Source organism: Streptomyces sp. HB132 (genome assembly GCF_016909575.1).
GTDB lineage: Bacteria > Actinomycetota > Actinomycetes > Streptomycetales > Streptomycetaceae > Streptomyces.
Genome location: NZ_JAFBGA010000015.1, coordinates 17,488 through 34,516 on the forward strand (window position 1 = coordinate 17,488; position 17,029 = coordinate 34,516).

13 protein-coding genes are annotated in these 17,029 nt (G+C 72.7%); 1 reads left to right on the forward strand and 12 read right to left on the reverse strand.

What is annotated here, in order from left to right:
- Nucleotides 1-16 precede the first annotated feature (16 nt).
- The 10 genes from JOC24_RS26450 to JOC24_RS26500 form a co-directional block, all read right to left on the reverse strand.
- A complete protein-coding gene (locus JOC24_RS26450) occupies nucleotides 17-1,975 on the reverse strand; it encodes a putative baseplate assembly protein (protein WP_205022907.1) in 1,959 nt (652 codons plus the stop codon).
- The gene (locus tag JOC24_RS26455; RefSeq protein WP_205022908.1) at nucleotides 1,975-2,418 is read right to left on the reverse strand and encodes a GPW/gp25 family protein; all 444 of its coding nucleotides are present in this window, start codon (nucleotides 2,416-2,418) and stop codon (nucleotides 1,975-1,977) included. The genes JOC24_RS26450 and JOC24_RS26455 overlap by 1 nt, the downstream gene beginning before the upstream one ends.
- Nucleotides 2,418-4,289, reverse strand: a complete 1,872-nt coding sequence (locus JOC24_RS26460) for a VgrG-related protein (RefSeq protein ID WP_205022909.1) — start codon at nucleotides 4,287-4,289, stop codon at nucleotides 2,418-2,420. Before JOC24_RS26460 ends, JOC24_RS26455 begins: the two co-directional genes overlap by 1 nt.
- A complete protein-coding gene (locus tag JOC24_RS26465; protein WP_205022910.1) occupies nucleotides 4,289-5,011 on the reverse strand; it encodes a CIS tube protein in 723 nt (240 codons plus the stop codon). Before JOC24_RS26465 ends, JOC24_RS26460 begins: the two co-directional genes overlap by 1 nt.
- 3 nt (nucleotides 5,012-5,014) lie before the next feature.
- The gene (locus tag JOC24_RS26470; protein ID WP_014153878.1) at nucleotides 5,015-5,452 is read right to left on the reverse strand and encodes a phage tail protein; all 438 of its coding nucleotides are present in this window, start codon (nucleotides 5,450-5,452) and stop codon (nucleotides 5,015-5,017) included.
- A 97-nt stretch (nucleotides 5,453-5,549) separates the two neighbouring features.
- On the reverse strand, nucleotides 5,550-5,699 hold the full coding sequence (locus tag JOC24_RS26475) for a hypothetical protein (RefSeq protein ID WP_205022911.1): 150 nt from the start codon (nucleotides 5,697-5,699) through the stop codon (nucleotides 5,550-5,552).
- Between the two features lie 3,662 nt (nucleotides 5,700-9,361).
- The gene (locus tag JOC24_RS26485; RefSeq protein ID WP_198959632.1) at nucleotides 9,362-9,520 is read right to left on the reverse strand and encodes a DUF6760 family protein; all 159 of its coding nucleotides are present in this window, start codon (nucleotides 9,518-9,520) and stop codon (nucleotides 9,362-9,364) included.
- A complete protein-coding gene (locus JOC24_RS26490) occupies nucleotides 9,517-9,999 on the reverse strand; it encodes a hypothetical protein (RefSeq protein WP_205022912.1) in 483 nt (160 codons plus the stop codon). The genes JOC24_RS26485 and JOC24_RS26490 overlap by 4 nt, the downstream gene beginning before the upstream one ends.
- Entirely contained in the window at nucleotides 9,999-10,442 is a 444-nt protein-coding gene (locus JOC24_RS26495) for a phage tail protein (RefSeq protein ID WP_014153883.1), read from the reverse strand. The genes JOC24_RS26490 and JOC24_RS26495 overlap by 1 nt, the downstream gene beginning before the upstream one ends.
- 75 nt (nucleotides 10,443-10,517) lie before the next feature.
- Complete coding sequence (locus JOC24_RS26500; RefSeq protein ID WP_205022913.1) at nucleotides 10,518-12,140, reverse strand: phage tail sheath family protein; 1,623 nt, start codon at nucleotides 12,138-12,140, stop codon at nucleotides 10,518-10,520.
- Nucleotides 12,141-12,483: 343 nt separating this feature from the next.
- On the opposite strand from JOC24_RS26500, the gene JOC24_RS26505 reads away from it, so the two are divergent.
- Nucleotides 12,484-14,016, forward strand: a complete 1,533-nt coding sequence (locus JOC24_RS26505; RefSeq protein WP_205022914.1) for a COG1470 family protein — start codon at nucleotides 12,484-12,486, stop codon at nucleotides 14,014-14,016.
- Between the two features lie 76 nt (nucleotides 14,017-14,092).
- Here the strand turns inward: JOC24_RS26505 and JOC24_RS26510 are convergent, their stop codons facing one another.
- Together JOC24_RS26510 and JOC24_RS26515 are read right to left on the reverse strand one after the other, a co-directional pair.
- Nucleotides 14,093-16,225: an ATP-binding protein gene (locus tag JOC24_RS26510; RefSeq protein ID WP_205022915.1), complete on the reverse strand. Its 2,133-nt coding sequence runs from the start codon at nucleotides 16,223-16,225 to the stop codon at nucleotides 14,093-14,095.
- Nucleotides 16,222-16,911: a Pvc16 family protein gene (locus tag JOC24_RS26515; protein ID WP_205023010.1), complete on the reverse strand. Its 690-nt coding sequence runs from the start codon at nucleotides 16,909-16,911 to the stop codon at nucleotides 16,222-16,224. Before JOC24_RS26515 ends, JOC24_RS26510 begins: the two co-directional genes overlap by 4 nt.
- Nucleotides 16,912-17,029 lie beyond the last annotated feature (118 nt).

Here is a 17,029-nt window from a genome sequence, read left to right on the forward strand (position 1 = left end):
GTGCTCCCGCTCGTGGTCACGAGTCGTCCCCTATCACCCGGACGCGGTGGTCGAACGAGAAGACGAGCGCGGGCGGTTCGAGGTCGATCCGCTCCGTGGGGTCGCCGCGCTTGCCGCTGAGCGGGTCGGCGGGGTGCAGCAGCACCTCGTCCACCAGCTCGACGCCGGGCACCCTCTGCAGCACCGCGAACACCTCACCGGCCTGGACGGGGCGGCCGAAGGGCCAGCCCGCGCCGTGGGCTCCGCCGGTCAGCGGATCGAGGTGGCGGTACAGGGCGTCGTGCGCCTGCCGCCTGACCCGGTCGGTGTCGGTGCCGCGGAAGGCGTGCACCGTCGCGACGACCGTCACCCCCTGGTAGAACGGCGGCCCGACCGCCAGCCGGGTGCCGATCAGGCGCCGCTCGTCCAGGTAGCGGGTGATGCGTCCCAGCAGGGCGTCGCCGGGGACGAGTTGCTCGAAGCGCAGCCGGCCGCCGGGGTCGGACACCGCCTGCGGGACGACCAGCACCCGCACGGCGTGCGCGCCGTGCTCGTCCGGATCGGCCGCGAGGCAGGTGATGCGCGCGGTCTCGGGTGCCGCGCGCCGCGCGAGTTCCTCGTAGTCCCGCAGGGTCACGGCCCGGTCCTGCGCGCTCAGCGCGATGGGCGCCCTGCGCTTCGCCTCCTCGACGCTCTCGCCGTCGACCCCGCCGCGCGCGGCCTCCCGGTTGATGACGTCGGAGATGTAGGGGATCGAGTCGCGCAGCACCTGGATGGCGCCCCGCGCGACGTTGCCCGCCTTTCCGCCGCCCGTACGGTAGCGGCGGGCCCGGATGGGCGCGCCCTTGGGCGGTACGGCCCCGTACTGGCGCAGGGTGCCGTCCGGTTCGCGGACGGACGGGCCGAAGGCGATCTCGCCGGTGGTCGCGTCCAGGGTGATGTGCCGGTCGGTGGGGCCCGAGGCGGCGAAGTGGCCGACGGTCTCCCAGCCGATCCAGCCGTCCCGCTCGGCGACCTCGAGGAGCAGGGGCTGTGTGTCGCCGACGACGGGGCTGTTGGCCAGCCGCAGCCGGTGTCCCGGCAGCCCGGTGGACTCCCCCAGCGCTTCGTCGCGCACCGTGTCGGCGTGCACGACGCCGGTGGTGCCGCCGATGCTGAACGCCTCGGCGGACCGGATGGTGGGCGAGGTGGTGTAGAAGGGCTGGCCCTGTGCCGGCTCGGTGACGCGGCAGCGCAGCCAGCCCGCCTCGCGCCGCCCCGTGCGGGAGAGCGCGTGGCCGCCGGGGACGTGCAGCACGACCTCGCCGGGGCGGTTGAGTCCGCCGGTGGTGTCCCGCTCGACGTCGCAGTCGATCCAGCCGTCGGCGGTCCACGCCTCCCAGGCGAGCGGCGGCTGCCTGGGGTCGACACCGACACCGTCCACCTGGCTGTCGAGCTCCAGCACGACCACGCACTCCGGAACGGCGGCGCTGAGCCCGAACAGCATGCGGTCACCGGGGTTCGGAGCCTCGGTGAAGCAGTGCACGTCCTTGGACTCGGCGAGGTCCGAGGTGCGGTCGACCGCCTCCTGGTCGACCCGCTGGACCACGAGGTACGACAGCTCGCACGGGATCACGGTGAGTTCGCGTTCGGTGGCGAAGACCACCGCGTCCTCGGTCTGTGTGCGCACCGTGGCGACCTCGGTGCCCGTCGCGAGCACGACGGGCTGCTGCTGCGGCGCCGACAGCCAGAAGGTGACGTCGGCACGCGCGGCGGAGGGCGGGAAGAGCGTGATCCCGATGAGGTCCAGGAACGCCAGGTGGTTCTTCTCGGGGACCCGGTTGAGCCGGTACACGATCTGGTCGGCCATGTGGGCGACCGTCTCGACGAGGGTCACACCCGGGTCGGAGACGTTGTGGTCGGTCCACTCGGGGGCGCGCTGCTGGATGTAGCGCTTGGCGTCGTCGACGAACTGCTGGAAGCGCCGGTCGTCGAGGTTCGGGGAGGGCAGGGCCATCAGCGGTCGCTTCCATGGTGCTCGTCGGGCGTGCCGGACCCCTCGGGCCCGTCGTGGGAGGGGATCACGTAGAACGGGAAAACCAGGCTGCGCGGGTTGTTGGTGCCGGTGATCGAGTAGCGGACGTCGATGAAGAGCACGCCCTGTTCCGTGCCGGCTGTCACCGTGACGTCGTCCACCTCGATGCGCGGTTCCCAGCGGTCGAGGCAGCTGTGCACCTCGTGCTGGATCCGACCCGCAGTGGCTTCGTTGACGGGGGCGAAGACCATGTCGTGGATGGCGCAGCCGAATTCGGGCCGCATCGGCCGCTCGCCGGGGGCGGTGGACAGGACGAGCCGGATGGCCTCCTCGACCTCGCGTTCCCCGCTGACCATGGCGATGCCGCCGGTGGGGCTGATGCGCAGCGGGAAGGCCCAGCCGGATCCGACGAACTGTTCTGCCATCAGGCTCCTCCTACCGTCAGCACCGGCTTCATGTTGAAGAGCAGGGTGAGGGGCGGGGATTGCAGACCGATGTTGATGGCCGCGGTGATCCGGACCGCCATCCCCGCGGTGAGCGACGCGGCCCCGCCGGCCGTCATGTTGAGCGCCGCGCCCGCGGACACGGACAGGGTGCTCGCCCCGTTGATGCTCATCGGTCCACCGCTGCGGATCGACAGGGAGCCGCCCGCTTTCAGCGAGAGATTGCCGCCCGCTGTGATGCTCACGGCCTGTGCCCCTCTGATGGAGACCCTTCCCTTGCTGTCCACGACGATCTCGGTCTTCGTCCGGTCCAGATTGACGGTGAGCCGGTTGTCGCCGGTGGAGAGCCGCACCCCGCGCTTGAGGCCGACGCTCTGGTCGAGCAGGTCGACACGGTTGTTGCTCCGGTCGGACAGGGTGCGCCGGGTGACCTTCCCGCGCGTCGGGTCGTACACCGGCACGTCGACGGGATCCGGCTTGTCGACGCCGTTGTAGAGGCCGCCGATGACGTACGGGTGGTCCAGGGCGCCGCGGTCGAACGCCACCAGCACCTCGTCGTCCACGTCCGGTGAGATCATGCTGCCGCCCTTGGCCCCGCCGAACTGGACGGTCCGGGTCCAGTCGCTGACGTACATGTCGTCCAGCCACGGGAACCTCAGCTTGACCCTGCCCTGCCTCAACGGGTCCTTGATGTCGGTGACCAGGGCATTGGCGACGCTCGGCAGGCCGGCCGGGCCCGTCCCGCCGCCTCCGGAGGTGAGCCCGTACAGCGAACGCCACTGACGGCCGCTGACGTTCAGGTACGTCTCGTAGTGCTCCTGGTCGCCGAAGGTGTGGCGGGCCGCCGTGACCGTGTACTTGCCCTGGAACGGCTTGCCGACGTCCGTGACGGTGACGGCGACCCCGGGACGCAGTTCGGTGTTGCCCCGCGCCGTGATCTCGACCTCGGCGAAGGAGGAGGTCACGTCGTCCGCCACGGCGTCGGCGGCGTGTTTGACCTCGTCGAGTTTGTCGTACGGCGTGTCGGTCACGACGAGGTCGGCCTTGCCGAACATCTTGGACACCTCGGACGGCGTCGTACCGATGGCGAAGCCGGTGTTGTCCAGGGCGGGCGACTTGGAGACCAGGGGCTGCTTGGTGGTGACGTTCCAGCCGCGTGCCTCGACAGCGGTCACCTGGTCGGCGGAGGTGACCGCCGCGCGGCAGCGCAGGATCTCCTCGCCTCCCCTCAGAAGGAGCGCGTTCTTTGCGCTCGGCGTGCTCGGCGTGCTCTCCGAGGGCGCCGACGCGGCGTGCTGCCGCTTGACGAACTGGAATCTGCCCTTCGAGTTGATGGACATCACCATCTCGTTCTCGTCCGCGAGCCGTTGGACGAAGTCCCAGTCGGTGACGTTGGCCTGGCTGATGAACTCGTACTGGCCCTTGGTCCGTTGGGTCTTGCCCATCGGAATGCCGCTCTTGCGCGCCAGTTCGACCGCGATCTCGGTGGCGGTCTTGTTCCTGTACGCCGCCACCCTGCGCTGCCGCAGCATGCGGTGACCCTTGTCGTAGCCGCGGATGACGGTGAAAGTACCGGTGCGGTCGTAGTCGGTCTCCAGGGCGGTGACCTCGCCGGTGATCAGTGGCGTGCCCTTGCCGTCCGAAAAGGGGGCGATGACCACCGGCACGCCGATCTCGGCGTTCAGGCCGGAGAGGATGTCCTTCTTGTCGTCACGGAAGGTGAGCTGGAACGCCCCGGGCACGCCCGCACCGAAGTCGACGCGGCCGGCCACCAGTTTCCTGTCCTCCGGGGACTTGAGCTTCCTGCCGGCGATCTGCACCGTGAGGACGTTGGAGAAGCCGATGTCGGGCATCAGGCGCCGACCTCTTCCGCGGCGGGAAGCATCAGTTCGACGCCGGGCGTCAGCGCCTTCGGGTCGTCGATGTCGTTGGCCTCGGCGATCGTGCGCCATGCGGTCGCGTCGCCGTACTCGCGCCAGGCCAGGAGCGGGAGCGAGTCACCGGCCACGACCCGGTGCACCCGGCGGGTGGTGAGCGCGCCGGAGGTGGGGTTCTGGCCGAGGGTGCTGCTCGGGATCTCGTGCAGGTTCACCTGGCAGACGGCCCGGATCGGCATCCCGTTGGTGTTGAAGAGGGTGTACTGGGCCTCCACGGAGCTGACGTAGGCGTTGAAGCGGGCCGTGGAGAAGGCACCCCATTCGAAGACCACCCACGGGGTCGACGGCTGCTTCGCCGCGATGCTCGCGGTGGTCGTCTCGCAGCAGGAGAAGAGGGCTTCGACCTTCTTGCGCACGTCGTTGCTGTCCGGATCCTCGGAGCGGTCGAGGAAGATCTCCACCGTCATCTCCCGGGGCTCGGGCCCCATGAACTCCGGGACCGCTCCGTCCCTCACCGCGGCGGTGGGCGTGGTCTTCCACTGGGCCCTGCGGGTCAGCGACAACTGGGACGGGTTGAAGTCGAAGTTGAACGTCTTCATGAGCGCGCCGGGTTTGGTGCTGCTGCCGATCGGTGGCTGATGGATGGCGAGCGTCGCCCGCACCAGGCTGTCACCGATGCCGAAGCTGGAGAGGTTCATCGGCTACGCCTCCCCCGCGTCCGTGAATCCGTGATGGGCGATCTCCAGGACCTCGGTGGCCACGGCGGGGCTCGCCGGGTCGAAGGACGGACCGCGCCAGCTCACGGGGAGTACGTCGATCAGCCCCCACTGGGCGACCATCGAGCCGTCCGCGCGCAGCGCGGCGATCTGCCCGGTGGGACGGGTCACCCCCGTGGTGACGGAGGAGATCCACTCCGCCACCTTCGCGGTCTCCTCGGTGAGGGGCCGGGTCAGCGTGATGTTGGAGAAGGTGACGCGGGAGGGCAACTGCCAGACGAACCCGTTGTTGCCGCCCTCCTGCCGCTGCTCGATCTCGACCTGGGAGGAGAGCCCTTCGCAACCGTTGAAGTTGCCCAGGCTCTCACCGTCGATGGTGAGGTTGAAGAAGATGGTGGAGCCTGCGTCGAGTTCCTGGGGCATCGGGTGGGGCCTTCCTGCGGTTCCACGTGAGGTCGGGGCGGGGTTCCGGCGGGGGTTCGGCCGGGGTCGGACGTAACGGGCGTTCTCGCGGGGCCTGTCAGTGGCGCGGGTCGCGCAGCCTGCCGATCCGCTCACGGTCGAGCCGTAGCTCGGTGCGCAGCAGCCGGGTCATCGGCCCGATCAGCCGGTGGACCAGCTCCGCCACCTGGTCCTCCTTGAGCTCACGCGGATGCAACTGGCTCGTCACGGAGGGCGCGGGCCTGTCCGGGCCCTCGCCGCCTCCGCTCCGTCGCACCGGGACGGAGGTGGCACGTGGCGGTGCGGTCACACGCCTGGGAGCGGGTGCCGGCGCCCGGGCCGGGACCGGGGCGGCGACGGGTGGCGGAGCGGGCACCTCGGCCGCGCCTGCGGGCGCCCGCTGCACGGGGAACGCGGCCGGTGGGAGAGGCCGGGCGGGCGTCAGGGACACCACAGGGCTCCGGACGGGCCGGGCCGCCGGGGCTGCGGGGGTGTGGGAGCCGTCGGGAGCGTGAGCCGTCGGGGTACGGGTGGTGCCGACGCCCGGGACGGGCGGCACCGGTGCGTACACGGACCGCTGAACGGCCGGGACGCCGGCGCCACCGGGAGGAGGTCCCCCGCTGCCGGGCCGCGGGGGCGCGGCAGCGGTGGTGGAGCCGGTGACGGAGGGGATGGGACCGGCGGCCGTACGGGGCAACGGGCGCACCGCTGGGGGCGGCGACGACGCCACGGCACGCTGGACCGAGGGCCGGGGAGCGCCACCGGCGGGCCCCACGCTCGCCGGGGCCGGGGCCCGAAGGCGGTGTGGCCGCACGGCGTCCGGGGTGTTCGGCGCAGTCGGGGAGCTGGGTGCGGTCCTGGCGCCCGGTGCAGTCGAGGAGCTGGGTGCGGTCCGGGTGCTCGGCGCAGCCCAGGTGTTCGGCGTCGTCCGGGTGCCGAGTGCCGTCGGGGTGCTTCGCGTGGTCGGGGTGCTCCGCGTCGTCGGCGCGGGGGGCGACGACTGCGGGGATCGTTGTACGGCACGGGAGACGCCCGGCAGCGCGGAAGCCGCAGGAGCGGTGAGGCGCCGCGCGGGAGCGGCGACGGGCTGCGGGGCCTCGTCGCGTCGTCCCGGTCCCCGCGCGGGAACACCGACCGCCGCCGCGGCAGGAGCCACGGACTGCGACCCCGTGGGCGACGGCGTGAGCCCGGCGGCCGCGACCGGCCGTGAGGAACCCACCAGCGGGGCGACCGTGGCGGGGCGCGGCGCCGGCAGAGCCTCGGCCGGCGCCACGCACACGGCGGGAGGTCGCACCGAGGAGGGCCCGGCACTCATCGGGGCCACAGGGGTCCGGGGGGAGGCCTGTGCCTGGGCGGGGACCGAGGCAGACGTCCGGGGCGTGGGCCGGGCAAGGGGCGCACGCCGCACGGGAGGCGGGCCGGCCGGGCGACCGGATCCGGACGCGCCGCTCGCGCGGGGCAGCACAACGGGCTCCGGGTTCACGGTGCCGGTGGGCGGACCGGGTGCGGGCGGCGCCTGTGTACGGCGCGTGGGCGGGGCGGCCGGAGCCGCCCCCGGCCGCCGCAGCGGCACAACGGGCAGCGCTGCCCGCTGCACTGCGGCCGTACGGGCGGCTCCGGAGCCGCCGGTCCCTGCGGGCCGCACCGGACCCACGGGCGGCGGAGCGGCCTTGCCGGCGGCATCCGCCGGGGGCCTGCTCGACGGCCGTGGACGCGGGCCGGGACCGGGCACGGCTGCCGGGCCCGTGACTGCCGGTCCGATGGCTCCCGGACCTTGGACTGCGGGGCCGGGACGCCGAACCGCCGCGGGAGGCGCGGGTGCCGACGGAGGGCCGGTCCGGGTTTCGGGTGCGGAACCCGGCGCGGGTGCGGGAAGCGGCCGTACCGGCGGTTCACCCGTAGGACCCGAACCGCCGGCCGGCCCGCCCGGCGCGCTTTTGGAGTCGGCCGTTCCCGAGCCGGCAAGCCTCTGCACCGGTGGTGCGCCGGCGTTCCGCCCCGCGGTCGAGCCGCCCGCCACCGCGGAGTTCCCACGCGTGGGAACGACGGCACGCCCAGCGGCGCCCTGCCCCGGCACCGCGCCGCTCACACCCGCGCCGGGGTCGGAGGAGCCGGAGGGACGGGTGGAGCCGGAGGGGCTGGAGGAGCCGGAGGGGCTGGAGGAGTCGGCGTACGCGGAGGGACCGGCCCCGGTGCCGGTCGCCCGACGCCCCATCGATGACGCGGCGTCAGCAGCGGTGCGCCGCTGCACGGGAAGCGCCGGAGCAGGAGTACCTGCGGGCGCCACGGGACCGGGTGCGGACCGCGCAGGCCGTACGGGCGAGGACGCCGGGACGCCCGGTCGGCCGCCGGGCGAGGAGGAGCGCTGCACGGAGGGTGCGCCGTCGGGAGCCCGGGCGCCGGCCCGCCGACCTGCCTCCGGGGCAGCCGCAGGCTTCGCGGCCCGACCGTCGGCAGGCCTGCTCGACGGCGCGCCCAGCCTCGGCCGGACAGCCGGACGCGGCCCCGGCGTACGGGCCCGTCCGGCCGTACCCGTCGCGGGCGTACCCGCCGCAGGCGTGCTCGTCGCGGAGTTGCTCGTCGCGGACGCACCCGTTGTCCGCGCAGGCGTTCCTGACATGCTCGTCGTCGGCGTACCGGCACCGGGCGCGTCCGTCCGCGACGTGCCGGCCGGGCGCGCGACCGGCGCCGGACCGGCCTCCGTTGCCCGGCGGGCGGGCGGTGTTCCGCCGTTCCCGTGGCCGCCGTTCCCGTTGCCGCCGGGCAACTGCGGCCTCCTCGACGGCACTTCGCCCCCGGGGAGGCCCGGGGGCGTGGCTGCCGGTGATCCGGGCGCTTGCGGGGACGGTTGCACGACGGGAGCGCCGATGCCACTGCGCTGCTGCCCCGGGGAGGCCGTCGGCGCCGGAGGGACCCCCCGTCCTGACGACGGGCGTCCGAGCGTCGGACGCCCGGGCGGCGCGGCGGCGGCTGGTCCGGCCGCCCCGCCGGGAGCACCCGTGGCACGCCGCTGCACGGGGAGCGGGGCGGGGGAAGCCGCAGGGGTCCGGTCCGACGGGGCCGATCCGGACGCCGCCGGTCCCGGCCTGCGGGGGCCCGGCGGTTCGACCCGCGCGGAGCCGCCGCGCGGCCCGTCCTGGTCACCGTCCGGGCGCGGGCCGCGCTCAGCGGCAGCCGGACGCGCGGGCGAGGACGGGAGCGGGGACCGGGGAGCCGGGGACGAGTCCGCGGGAGGCGCTGGGGGCGTCGGAGCGGATGCCCGTGGGCCCGTTCCGGTCACCGGCGCGGTGGCCGTCCTCCTGGGCGCCACCGCGGGCAGCACCCGGCGGACCGTGCTCGGGGCGGGAGCCCGCGTCAGCACCGGCGGCGTGGCCGCCGCCCGGGGCCGGGCGGGCGCGACCCGCGGGCCCAGGGCACGCTGGACCGACGGCCCCGGCCAATCACGGCGGCCACCCGGTGCGTCGCCCTCCGCGTCACCGTCGCCGCCGGCCGGGGAGGCCGGGGAGAGCCTGGCCCCGGCGGCGGCAGCCGGTCCGGAACCCAGGGCGAAAGACGCCACGTCCTTGATGAGACCGGTGGGCGCGTCGTCCAGGACGGCGTGCGAAAGGGTTCCGGAGAAGGAGTGGTTCTGCCAGGCGGCCAGCGAGCCGGCGAACTCCGCGGACGCGACCGTCTGCCTCGCCGGCGGCTGCGTGGCGAGCCTGATCGGCGGCAGACCGGCCCAGTCCCGACCCCGGCCGGGAACACCGGCAGCGGTGCCCGAGACGTCACCGGGCGGCCCGGAGGCGGGGGCGGGGCCCGGCACCGTACCGTCCCCGCCCGCACTCCGCTGTGGGCCCCGGCCCTGATTACCGCCTCGGCCGCGGCCCTTGAGTCGGTCGAAGATACCCATCACCGCTCCGTTGCAGCACGCGTCACCAACGTGGCGATCTGATCGGCGAATCGCCGCCGCTCACGGTGTTCCAGGTCCAGAATGTCGTCGAGGTTCCAGTGGAAGTGGTAGGCGATGTACGCGATCTCCTCATGGATACGGTCGGTCGCGTACGTCACGATTCCCCCAGGCGGCTCCCGCCGAGCTCGACCTCGAACGGCTGCTCGCAGTGCGGGCAGGACACGCCGGCCCTGGTGTGGCCCTCGGCGTTGACCTGACGGTAGAAGTCCTGGAGGAAGGCGAGGTCGGAGGCGAACATGTTCTCCACCACGCCGTCGTGCATGTGTGCCACGGTGCCCAGCTGGGTGATGACCCGGCCGAGCAGTACCACCGAGAGGTACGCGGGGTTCTCCTGCACCCGCATGTCCCGCAGCGGGATCAGCTCGTCCCGGGCGGTCGCCAGGCGCATGACGCCCTCGCGGTGCACGGTTCCCATGTCGTCCACGTACCCGCGCGGCAGCTCGAACGCGAACTCGGTCCGCAACTGCTGCCGTACGGGCGGTGCTTCCGCCGGGGCGACGGCCGGGGCCGCCACGTCCGCGGGTGCGGACGTGGCGGCAGCGGCGTCGGTGGCGGGCCTGGCAGGTCCGCGGCGCATTACTCGGTGACCAGCTCTTCGTAGACGATCGTGACGGTCTCGGTCATCACGGAGGCCTCGCCGGCCGTCGCCGCCGCGCCCATCACCTTGGTGCACCAGGCGTTGCGCAGGTGCTGACGCCGGACCGGGTTGTACTGGTAGTCCATGTAGATGATGCTCGCGTTCTTACGGGCCGAGCCCATGTCGCCGCGCAGCGAGGCGTTGATCCACTCGTTGAACGCGGTGGACTGCTCCATGCCGCGCGTGACGGTGGTCTCGCCGGCCTTCTTCACACCGGGCATCTTCTTGGTGATCGGCTGGCCGTTCGCCGAGACCTGCTGGTACTCGATGACGTCCTGTTCCATCCCCACCTCGCCCACGGCGTGGAGGTACTCGACCATGACTCCGTCGATCTGGAGGCCGAAGTTGTGGGTAGTGAGGGCGTCACCCTGGGAGAGACTCATGAAAAGCCGTTCCTTCTACTGAGGCTGGACCTGTGGCTGTGCGTGAAGTCGAGCGGGAGCCCGAGGCTGCGGCGACTACTCCTCCAGCTCGCCGCTGCCGCCGGAGAACTGGGCCAGCCGGAAGATCACGAACTCGGCGGGCTTGACCGGCGAGACGCCGATCTGGCAGATGACCCGTCCCAGGTCCACCGACTCCGGCGGGTTGGTCTCGGCGTCGCACTTCACGTAGTAGGCGTCCTCCGGCGTGGCGCCGAACAGTGCGCCGCTGCGCCACTCCGTCACCAGGAACGCGGAGATGTTCCGCCTGATCCGGGCCCAGAGCGCCTGGTCGTTGGGCTCGAACACCACCCACTGCGTGCCGTTGAGGATCGACTCCTCCAGGTAGTTGAAGTACCTGCGGACGTTGAGGTAGCGCCAGGCCGGGTCGGAGGAGAGGGTGCGCGCACCCCAGACGCGGATGCCGCGGCCGGGGAAGGTGCGGATGCAGTTGACGCCGATCGGGTTGAGCAGGTCCTGCTCGCCCCGGGTGATCTGCATCTCCAGGTCCACGGCACCGCGTACGACCTCGTTGGCGGGGGCCTTGTGCACGCCGCGCTCGGAGTCGTTGCGGGCCCAGATGCCGGCGACGTGGCCGCTCGGCGGGATCAGCCGGGTCTGGCCGCCGGCGGGGTCGAAGACCTTGATCCAGGGGTAGTAGAGCGCCGCGTACTTGGAGTCGTAGTTGGACGTCTCCTGGCGCCACACCCGGATCTGGCGGGCGTTGAGGCCGGGCGGCGGGTCGATGATCGCCAGCCGGTCGCCCATCAGTTCGCAGTGGGCGATCAGACCGAGCTGTACGGCCTTCACGGCCTCCAGGTCGATCGCGCCGCGCTGGTAGGCGGCCATCAGGTCGGGGACGGCGACCATCGAGATCTCGTCCACCGCCTCGAGGCCGCCGAAGCCGGTGCGGTCCGAGGAGTCGCCCAGGTACTCGGCGATGCCGACCGACTCGCCCTCCGCCTCGTCCGGGACCGCGAGGGTCTGGGCGGCGGCCACGGGCACGTCGAGCGCGACCGTCTGGTTGTCGGGGCGGGCGAGCTGCGAGGCCGCCGCCCCCTCCAGCACGGAGATCAGCTTGGAGCGTTCCTTGACCTGCGTGACCACGTAGTTGCGGGCGCTCTTCTTCGCCGAGACGTCGAAGGTCTCGACGGCCTTCGCGCCGTCCTTGACGACCAGCCGGAAACGCTCGGCGGGGCCCTCGCCCTCCGCGTCCGTGACCTCGACGCTGAGGGTGCCGCTCTCGCCGGGCGCGACGGCCGACACCTTGAACGTGCCCAGAGCCGCGGACTCCCCGGCCGTCAGCGCGGCGGGCGCCGCACCGCCGGCGACGGTCTTCCGGCCGGCCTGTCCGCCGACCGCGTCGGCGCCTTCGCCCGTGCCGGCCACTCCGCCGGGCGCCCCGCCCACACGGACCACATAGGCGGCGGACCCGCCGTTGTTGAAGAACCCGTACACCGAGTGGGCCAGGAAGTAGCCGTCGGTGAACTCCCCGAAGGAGGCGACGTACTGGGTCCAGTTGGTGACCAGCGTCGGCTCGTTCAGAGGGCCGTCGGGCGCCAGCCCGACGAACGCGGCCACCGAGGTGCCGACCCCCTCGATCGGACGAGAGCCGCTCGCCACCTCTTCCACGTACACGCCAGGCGACAGGTAAGACGGCATGCTCTGCTCTCCTCGGGGTACCGATACAGGACCAGGCTCAACCCTCGTGGCCCGGGCACACGCGGGTAAACGTCCTTCAGTGCCTTGTCGAGGGCACCGAACATGCCCCCAGGGGCAACGGCGGGAAGGCCCGAGGCCCCCTCGCGCCACCAGGCCTCCTGGCGGAACCCTCTGCACGGCACCGGGCTCCGCACCGTCGAGTACGGCAGCGGGCGCGGCCCCGCGCCCACGGGCCGGAGTCGCGAGCGAAGGGTTTCGAGGGCAGCGCGCGCCGCCTTTCGGGCAGCGGCACTACCCCGCGGCCTCTGACGTCGCCTTCCCGGTGGGCAGTAGCGTCCGTCGGGTGACCACCTGGACATCCCTGGAGCCCGCCTCGACCACGGTCGACCCGGGCAGCAGCACCACCGTGCGACTGCGTCTGCGCAACACCGGTGACGTCGTCGATGAGTACCGCTTCGAGACGGTCGGCGACGTCGCACCGTACGTATCGGTGGAACCGCCGTCCATCAGGCTCTTTCCAGGCACCACCGGGATCGTGGAGCTGACGTTCGCCCCACCCAGAACCCCCGACGCGACCGCGGGGCCGCACCCGTACGGTGTGCGCATCCTGCCCACCGAGCACCCCGAGACCACCACGGTCACCGAGGGGAACGTCACCTTCACCACGTTCATGGAGGTGCGGGCCGAGCTGGTCCCGCAGACCGTCAAGGGACGCTTCAGGGGCCGGCCCAAGCTGGCCGTCGACAACCTGGGCAACACCGTCCTCACGGCGTCGATCGGCGGCGGCGACAAGGCCAGCGACGACCTCTCGTACGAGATCGTCCCGGCCAACGTCCAGATCCAGCCCGGTCGTGCCGCCTTCGTCGACACGACCCTCAAGCCCCGGCAGATCACCTGGGTGGGGCAGAAGCAGGAGCGGCCCTACGAACTGTCGGTGCGCCGCTCGGGGTTCGAGCCCCTGGCGGTGAACGGCACGTACGTGCAGCGCAGCCTGCTGCCGCTCTGGATGATGACCACGCTGAGCCTGCTGCTCGCCCTCACCATCACCGGCCTCGTGCTCTGGTTCACCTACAAGGCGCCGGTCCGCACCCTCGCGCAGCCGAAGATGGAGCAGGCGGCGGCCACCGCCCTGCCGGAGGAACCGCCGGAGCAGCCGACCCAGAAGCCCACCCAGGACCCCGAGCCCTCCGAGGAGCCGGAAGCGTCAGGCGGCGGCGGTGGGGAGGAGAAGCCCGAGGAAGAGGAGGAGAAGGTCGAGCGGGGCCCGCTGCCCATCACCTCGGAGGACAAGCCGAACCTCTTCGTGCAGTTCGCCCAGGTACGGCTGGTCGTGGGGGCGGGCGGCTGCAAGCTGACCGCCACGCACACGGTGGGCAAGCTGGACGAGGCGACCGAGAAGGCGCTGAAGTGCTTCCAGCAGTCCAACGACACGAAGTACGGCGCCTTCAGTCAGCTGGCGGAGAACGACGGGCTCGGCAATCTGGGCCGCTCCACGATGACGGCGCTCCTGGCATCGCACTTCGCCGACGCGAAGACGGTGCCGCTGGACGCGAAGGTGGCCAGCCCGGAGGTTCCGTGGGTGCGTAACGTCCTGCTCTGGGGAACGCAGGCCGAGATCGACGACGGCGACCTGGCGATCACGGTCGCCTGCACGAAGGCCAACATCGACTACCTGCGCAAGCACGTCCAGCTCAAGGAGAAGCCGTCACCGGGCCTCTTCAACAGGATCAAGGAGTACCAGGGCCTGTTCGTGGCCGAGAAGACCGGGGTTCTCGACGAGACGACGCTCAGCAAGACGAAGCTCGGCTGGATCAACGGGCAGGACGAGCCCGGCACGGTCGTGGCCAAGGACTGGCTCCCGGCCCCGATGGAATAGAGAAGCCCCTTCCGGCGCCCCGCGGGCCCGTGGCCCACCGTCCTGGTGAGCCACGGGCCCGCGGGGCGCGAGCGGCCTACCAGGACGCGTCGTCCAGGACCAGCCGGCCCGCCTTGCGGTATTCGCGCCGGGCGCCCGCCAGCAGGTCCTCCGTCGACACGCCGTCGCCGCGGCCCGCCGCCGCGTACGCGGCCGTGACGACCGCGCTGCGGATGGAGCCGCCCGCCAGCTCGAAGTCCGCCGCGCAGGACGCCGGATCGACGTCGTCGGCGCACGGGACATGGACGAGGCTGTGCCGCCAGAGCGCCAGTCGCTGCTCCTCGTCGGGGAAGGGGAAGTCGACCACCAGGTCCAGCCGGCGGGTGAAGGCGTCGTCGATGTTCGAGCGCAGGTTGGTGGTCAGCAGAGCGATGCCGTCGAACGACTCCAGACGCTGGAGGAGATAGGCGCTCTCCATGTTCGCGTGACGGTCGTTGGAACTGCTGACCTCGGAGCGCTTGCCGAAGACCGCGTCCGCCTCGTCGAAGAGCAGCACCGCGTCCGTGCGGTCGGCCTCGGTGAAGATCCGCTCCAGGTTCTTCTCCGTCTCACCGACGTACTTGTCCACGACGGACGGCAGCTGCACGACGTAGAGATCCAGGCCGAGTTCACCGGCGACCACCTCGGCGGAGAGGGTTTTCCCGGTGCCGGAGTCGCCCGCGAACAGCCCCACCACGCCCCTCCCCCGCCCGCCGCCCGCGCTCAGCCGCCAGTCGCCGAGCACCCGGTCGCGGTGCTGGGCGCGAAGGACCAGCTCCCGGAGCTGCGCCAGCGGCCCCTCGGGCAGGACGAGATCGTTCCAGCCGACGTCGGGCCGGATGCGGCGGGCGTGCCGCTCGAGACCCGACGCGGACTGCTGCCTGGCCGCGAGCCGCAGGTGCGCGGCGGACAGCTCCGTACCGTGGAACGCGGCGAGGCCCAGCGCCGCGCGCGACGCGCGGTCGATCCCGCCGGGCCCGAGCCGGTAGGCGGCGACGACCGGAGCCAGGTCGAACTCCGGCTCCCCGGGGCCGAGCGCCGCCCGCCAGGCGTCGAGATCGCCGGCACGCTGCCGGGGCGCGTCCAGCACGACCGGGTCGTGTCCCCCGTCGCACCACTGCGGGTCGTACGGGCGCGGGTCCGCGAACAGCACCGGGACGTCGTTCACCGCGAGCGCCCGGATCAGTTCCCCGGGCCTCTCGGGCAGCGAGCTCACCACGACGGCGCGGCCCGTGAGCCGTGCCTCGCGGAGCAGTTCCCGGTAGGGGATGTGCTCGGCCGGCGCGCGTTCCACCGGCGCGTGCTCCTCGGTACGGTGCTCCGACGGGCCCTTCCCCGGGCTGAGGTGCAGGGCCGGGATACCGGCCGCACCCAGGGCGACGGTGGCGAAGGCGAGCCCGTCGCCGTCACGGTGCTCCCGCAGGTAGACGGCGAGCGGACGCTCCGAGAGCCGTTCCGCCAGCCTCCCCGCCAGCGGGTCGATGACGAATGCCGCACCGCCGTCCTCCGCGTCCCCCGGTGGCAGGTACGGGAGCGGGCGTACGGTCCCGTTCAGCGCCGGGTCCGGGGTGTCGTCGCCGAGCAGATGGGCCACGACCCGGTCGGGAACACGCAAGGAGCGGCTGAGGAAGGGGCGTTCGGATTCGTCCACCTCGATCAGGCCGCGTGCGAGCAGCCGCGCGGCCGGATGGAACCGGGACCGTCCCGCCGCGGAGTGCGTGGGGACCCCGCACAGGTCGAGTGCGAGCGCGACGGTCGCCCGGCGACGGGTGACGTCGTCGTTGAGATAGGCGTACAGCGACTCGAACGTGCGATCCAGATCGGGTGCCAGCGCGATCAGCAGGATCTCGGTGTCGAGCGGGCTGAGGCGCAGCCAGTGGGCGAGCCAGTGGAGACGGTCCTCCTCGGACGGCTCGGACGGCTCGGACATCGCGGCCCCGTCGGGCCCCTCGGCGGCGTCCGGCTCCTCCGCCGTGGCCGGCTCCCCGCCCGGCTCGGTCGGCTCGGGGGGAGGTGCCGTGCCCTCCGCACCCCCGTACAGCAGACGGCGCACGGCGTCGTCCGTCAGATACATCCCGCGCATCGGATCGGTGGCCGTCGGGTCGGTGGCGCTGCGGTGCTCGACGAGGAGGGCCACCCGCTCGCGCAGTCCCGCGAGCCGTTCGAGCAGCGGAGAGGAGGAGTCGCTCACGTGCGCCGCTCCTGAGGCGTTCCGGTCGTGCCGTGCTTCTTCGTGAAGGCTTGCTTGGCCTCTTCGACGCTCTGCGCGCTGTGGTGGCGCGCGGGGCTGTCGTCGGGCCGGCCGTCCGCCCCGCGTACCTGGACGCCGAGCCCCTCCGTGACGGGCGGGCCGACCTTGTATTCGGGGTATCCCAGGAAGGGCGCGGTGATCACCACGTCGAGCGAGGGCTTGAGTTCGCCGCCGAGCGCGGACCAGATGTCCGCGAGCGAGCGGGCCTCGGTGTGCAGCCCCGCGACGGTCAGCGGGACGGAGAGGCCGAGCCCGGCGAGTGTGCCGGTCAGGTCCTCCGGGGGGAGGATCTCCTTGGGCAGCAGCGTGTGCAGCACGGCGGAGAGCATCCGGTGTTCGTCCTGCGGGCGCTTGGTCCAGGCCGTGACGAGGTACGAGAGCCGGAACCAGCGTGGCGGCTGGTGCTGTCTGAGCGTGATCCCCTGCTCGTCGCGGACCGACACCTTGCCGCGCTGGCGCCGCTTGGTGTCCTCGCGGATGTCGTAGAGGTACGCGTCGATGGTCGGGGCGTTGCGCCGGGCCGCCCAGTCGCGCGTGGGTGCGTCGAAGGCGACCTCGACGTCGGACCCGGCGAAGGCGCCGCGGACGAGCAGCCCTCTCAGGATGTCATCCACCTCGTGGATCACGGTGGCCCTGCCCTTCACGGTCGCCGCCCGTCACGGAACGCCCGTCGTCGAACGGACCGTCACGGAACGACCTGTCATGTGTCGACCTGTCGCGGATCGACCTGTCACTGCGCTCGGC

What these genes read in the sequence shown, in the direction of transcription:
- JOC24_RS26450 (WP_205022907.1), bottom strand. Translation starts at nt 1,975, where the DNA reads ATGGCCCTGCCCTCCCCGAACCTCGACGACCGGCGCTTCCAGCAGTTC.
- JOC24_RS26455 (WP_205022908.1), bottom strand. Translation starts at nt 2,418, where the DNA reads ATGGCAGAACAGTTCGTCGGATCCGGCTGGGCCTTCCCGCTGCGCATC.
- JOC24_RS26460 (WP_205022909.1), bottom strand. Translation starts at nt 4,289, where the DNA reads ATGCCCGACATCGGCTTCTCCAACGTCCTCACGGTGCAGATCGCCGGC.
- JOC24_RS26465 (WP_205022910.1), bottom strand. Translation starts at nt 5,011, where the DNA reads ATGAACCTCTCCAGCTTCGGCATCGGTGACAGCCTGGTGCGGGCGACG.
- JOC24_RS26470 (WP_014153878.1), bottom strand. Translation starts at nt 5,452, where the DNA reads ATGCCCCAGGAACTCGACGCAGGCTCCACCATCTTCTTCAACCTCACC.
- JOC24_RS26490 (WP_205022912.1), bottom strand. Translation starts at nt 9,999, where the DNA reads ATGCGCCGCGGACCTGCCAGGCCCGCCACCGACGCCGCTGCCGCCACG.
- JOC24_RS26495 (WP_014153883.1), bottom strand. Translation starts at nt 10,442, where the DNA reads ATGAGTCTCTCCCAGGGTGACGCCCTCACTACCCACAACTTCGGCCTC.
- JOC24_RS26500 (WP_205022913.1), bottom strand. Translation starts at nt 12,140, where the DNA reads ATGCCGTCTTACCTGTCGCCTGGCGTGTACGTGGAAGAGGTGGCGAGC.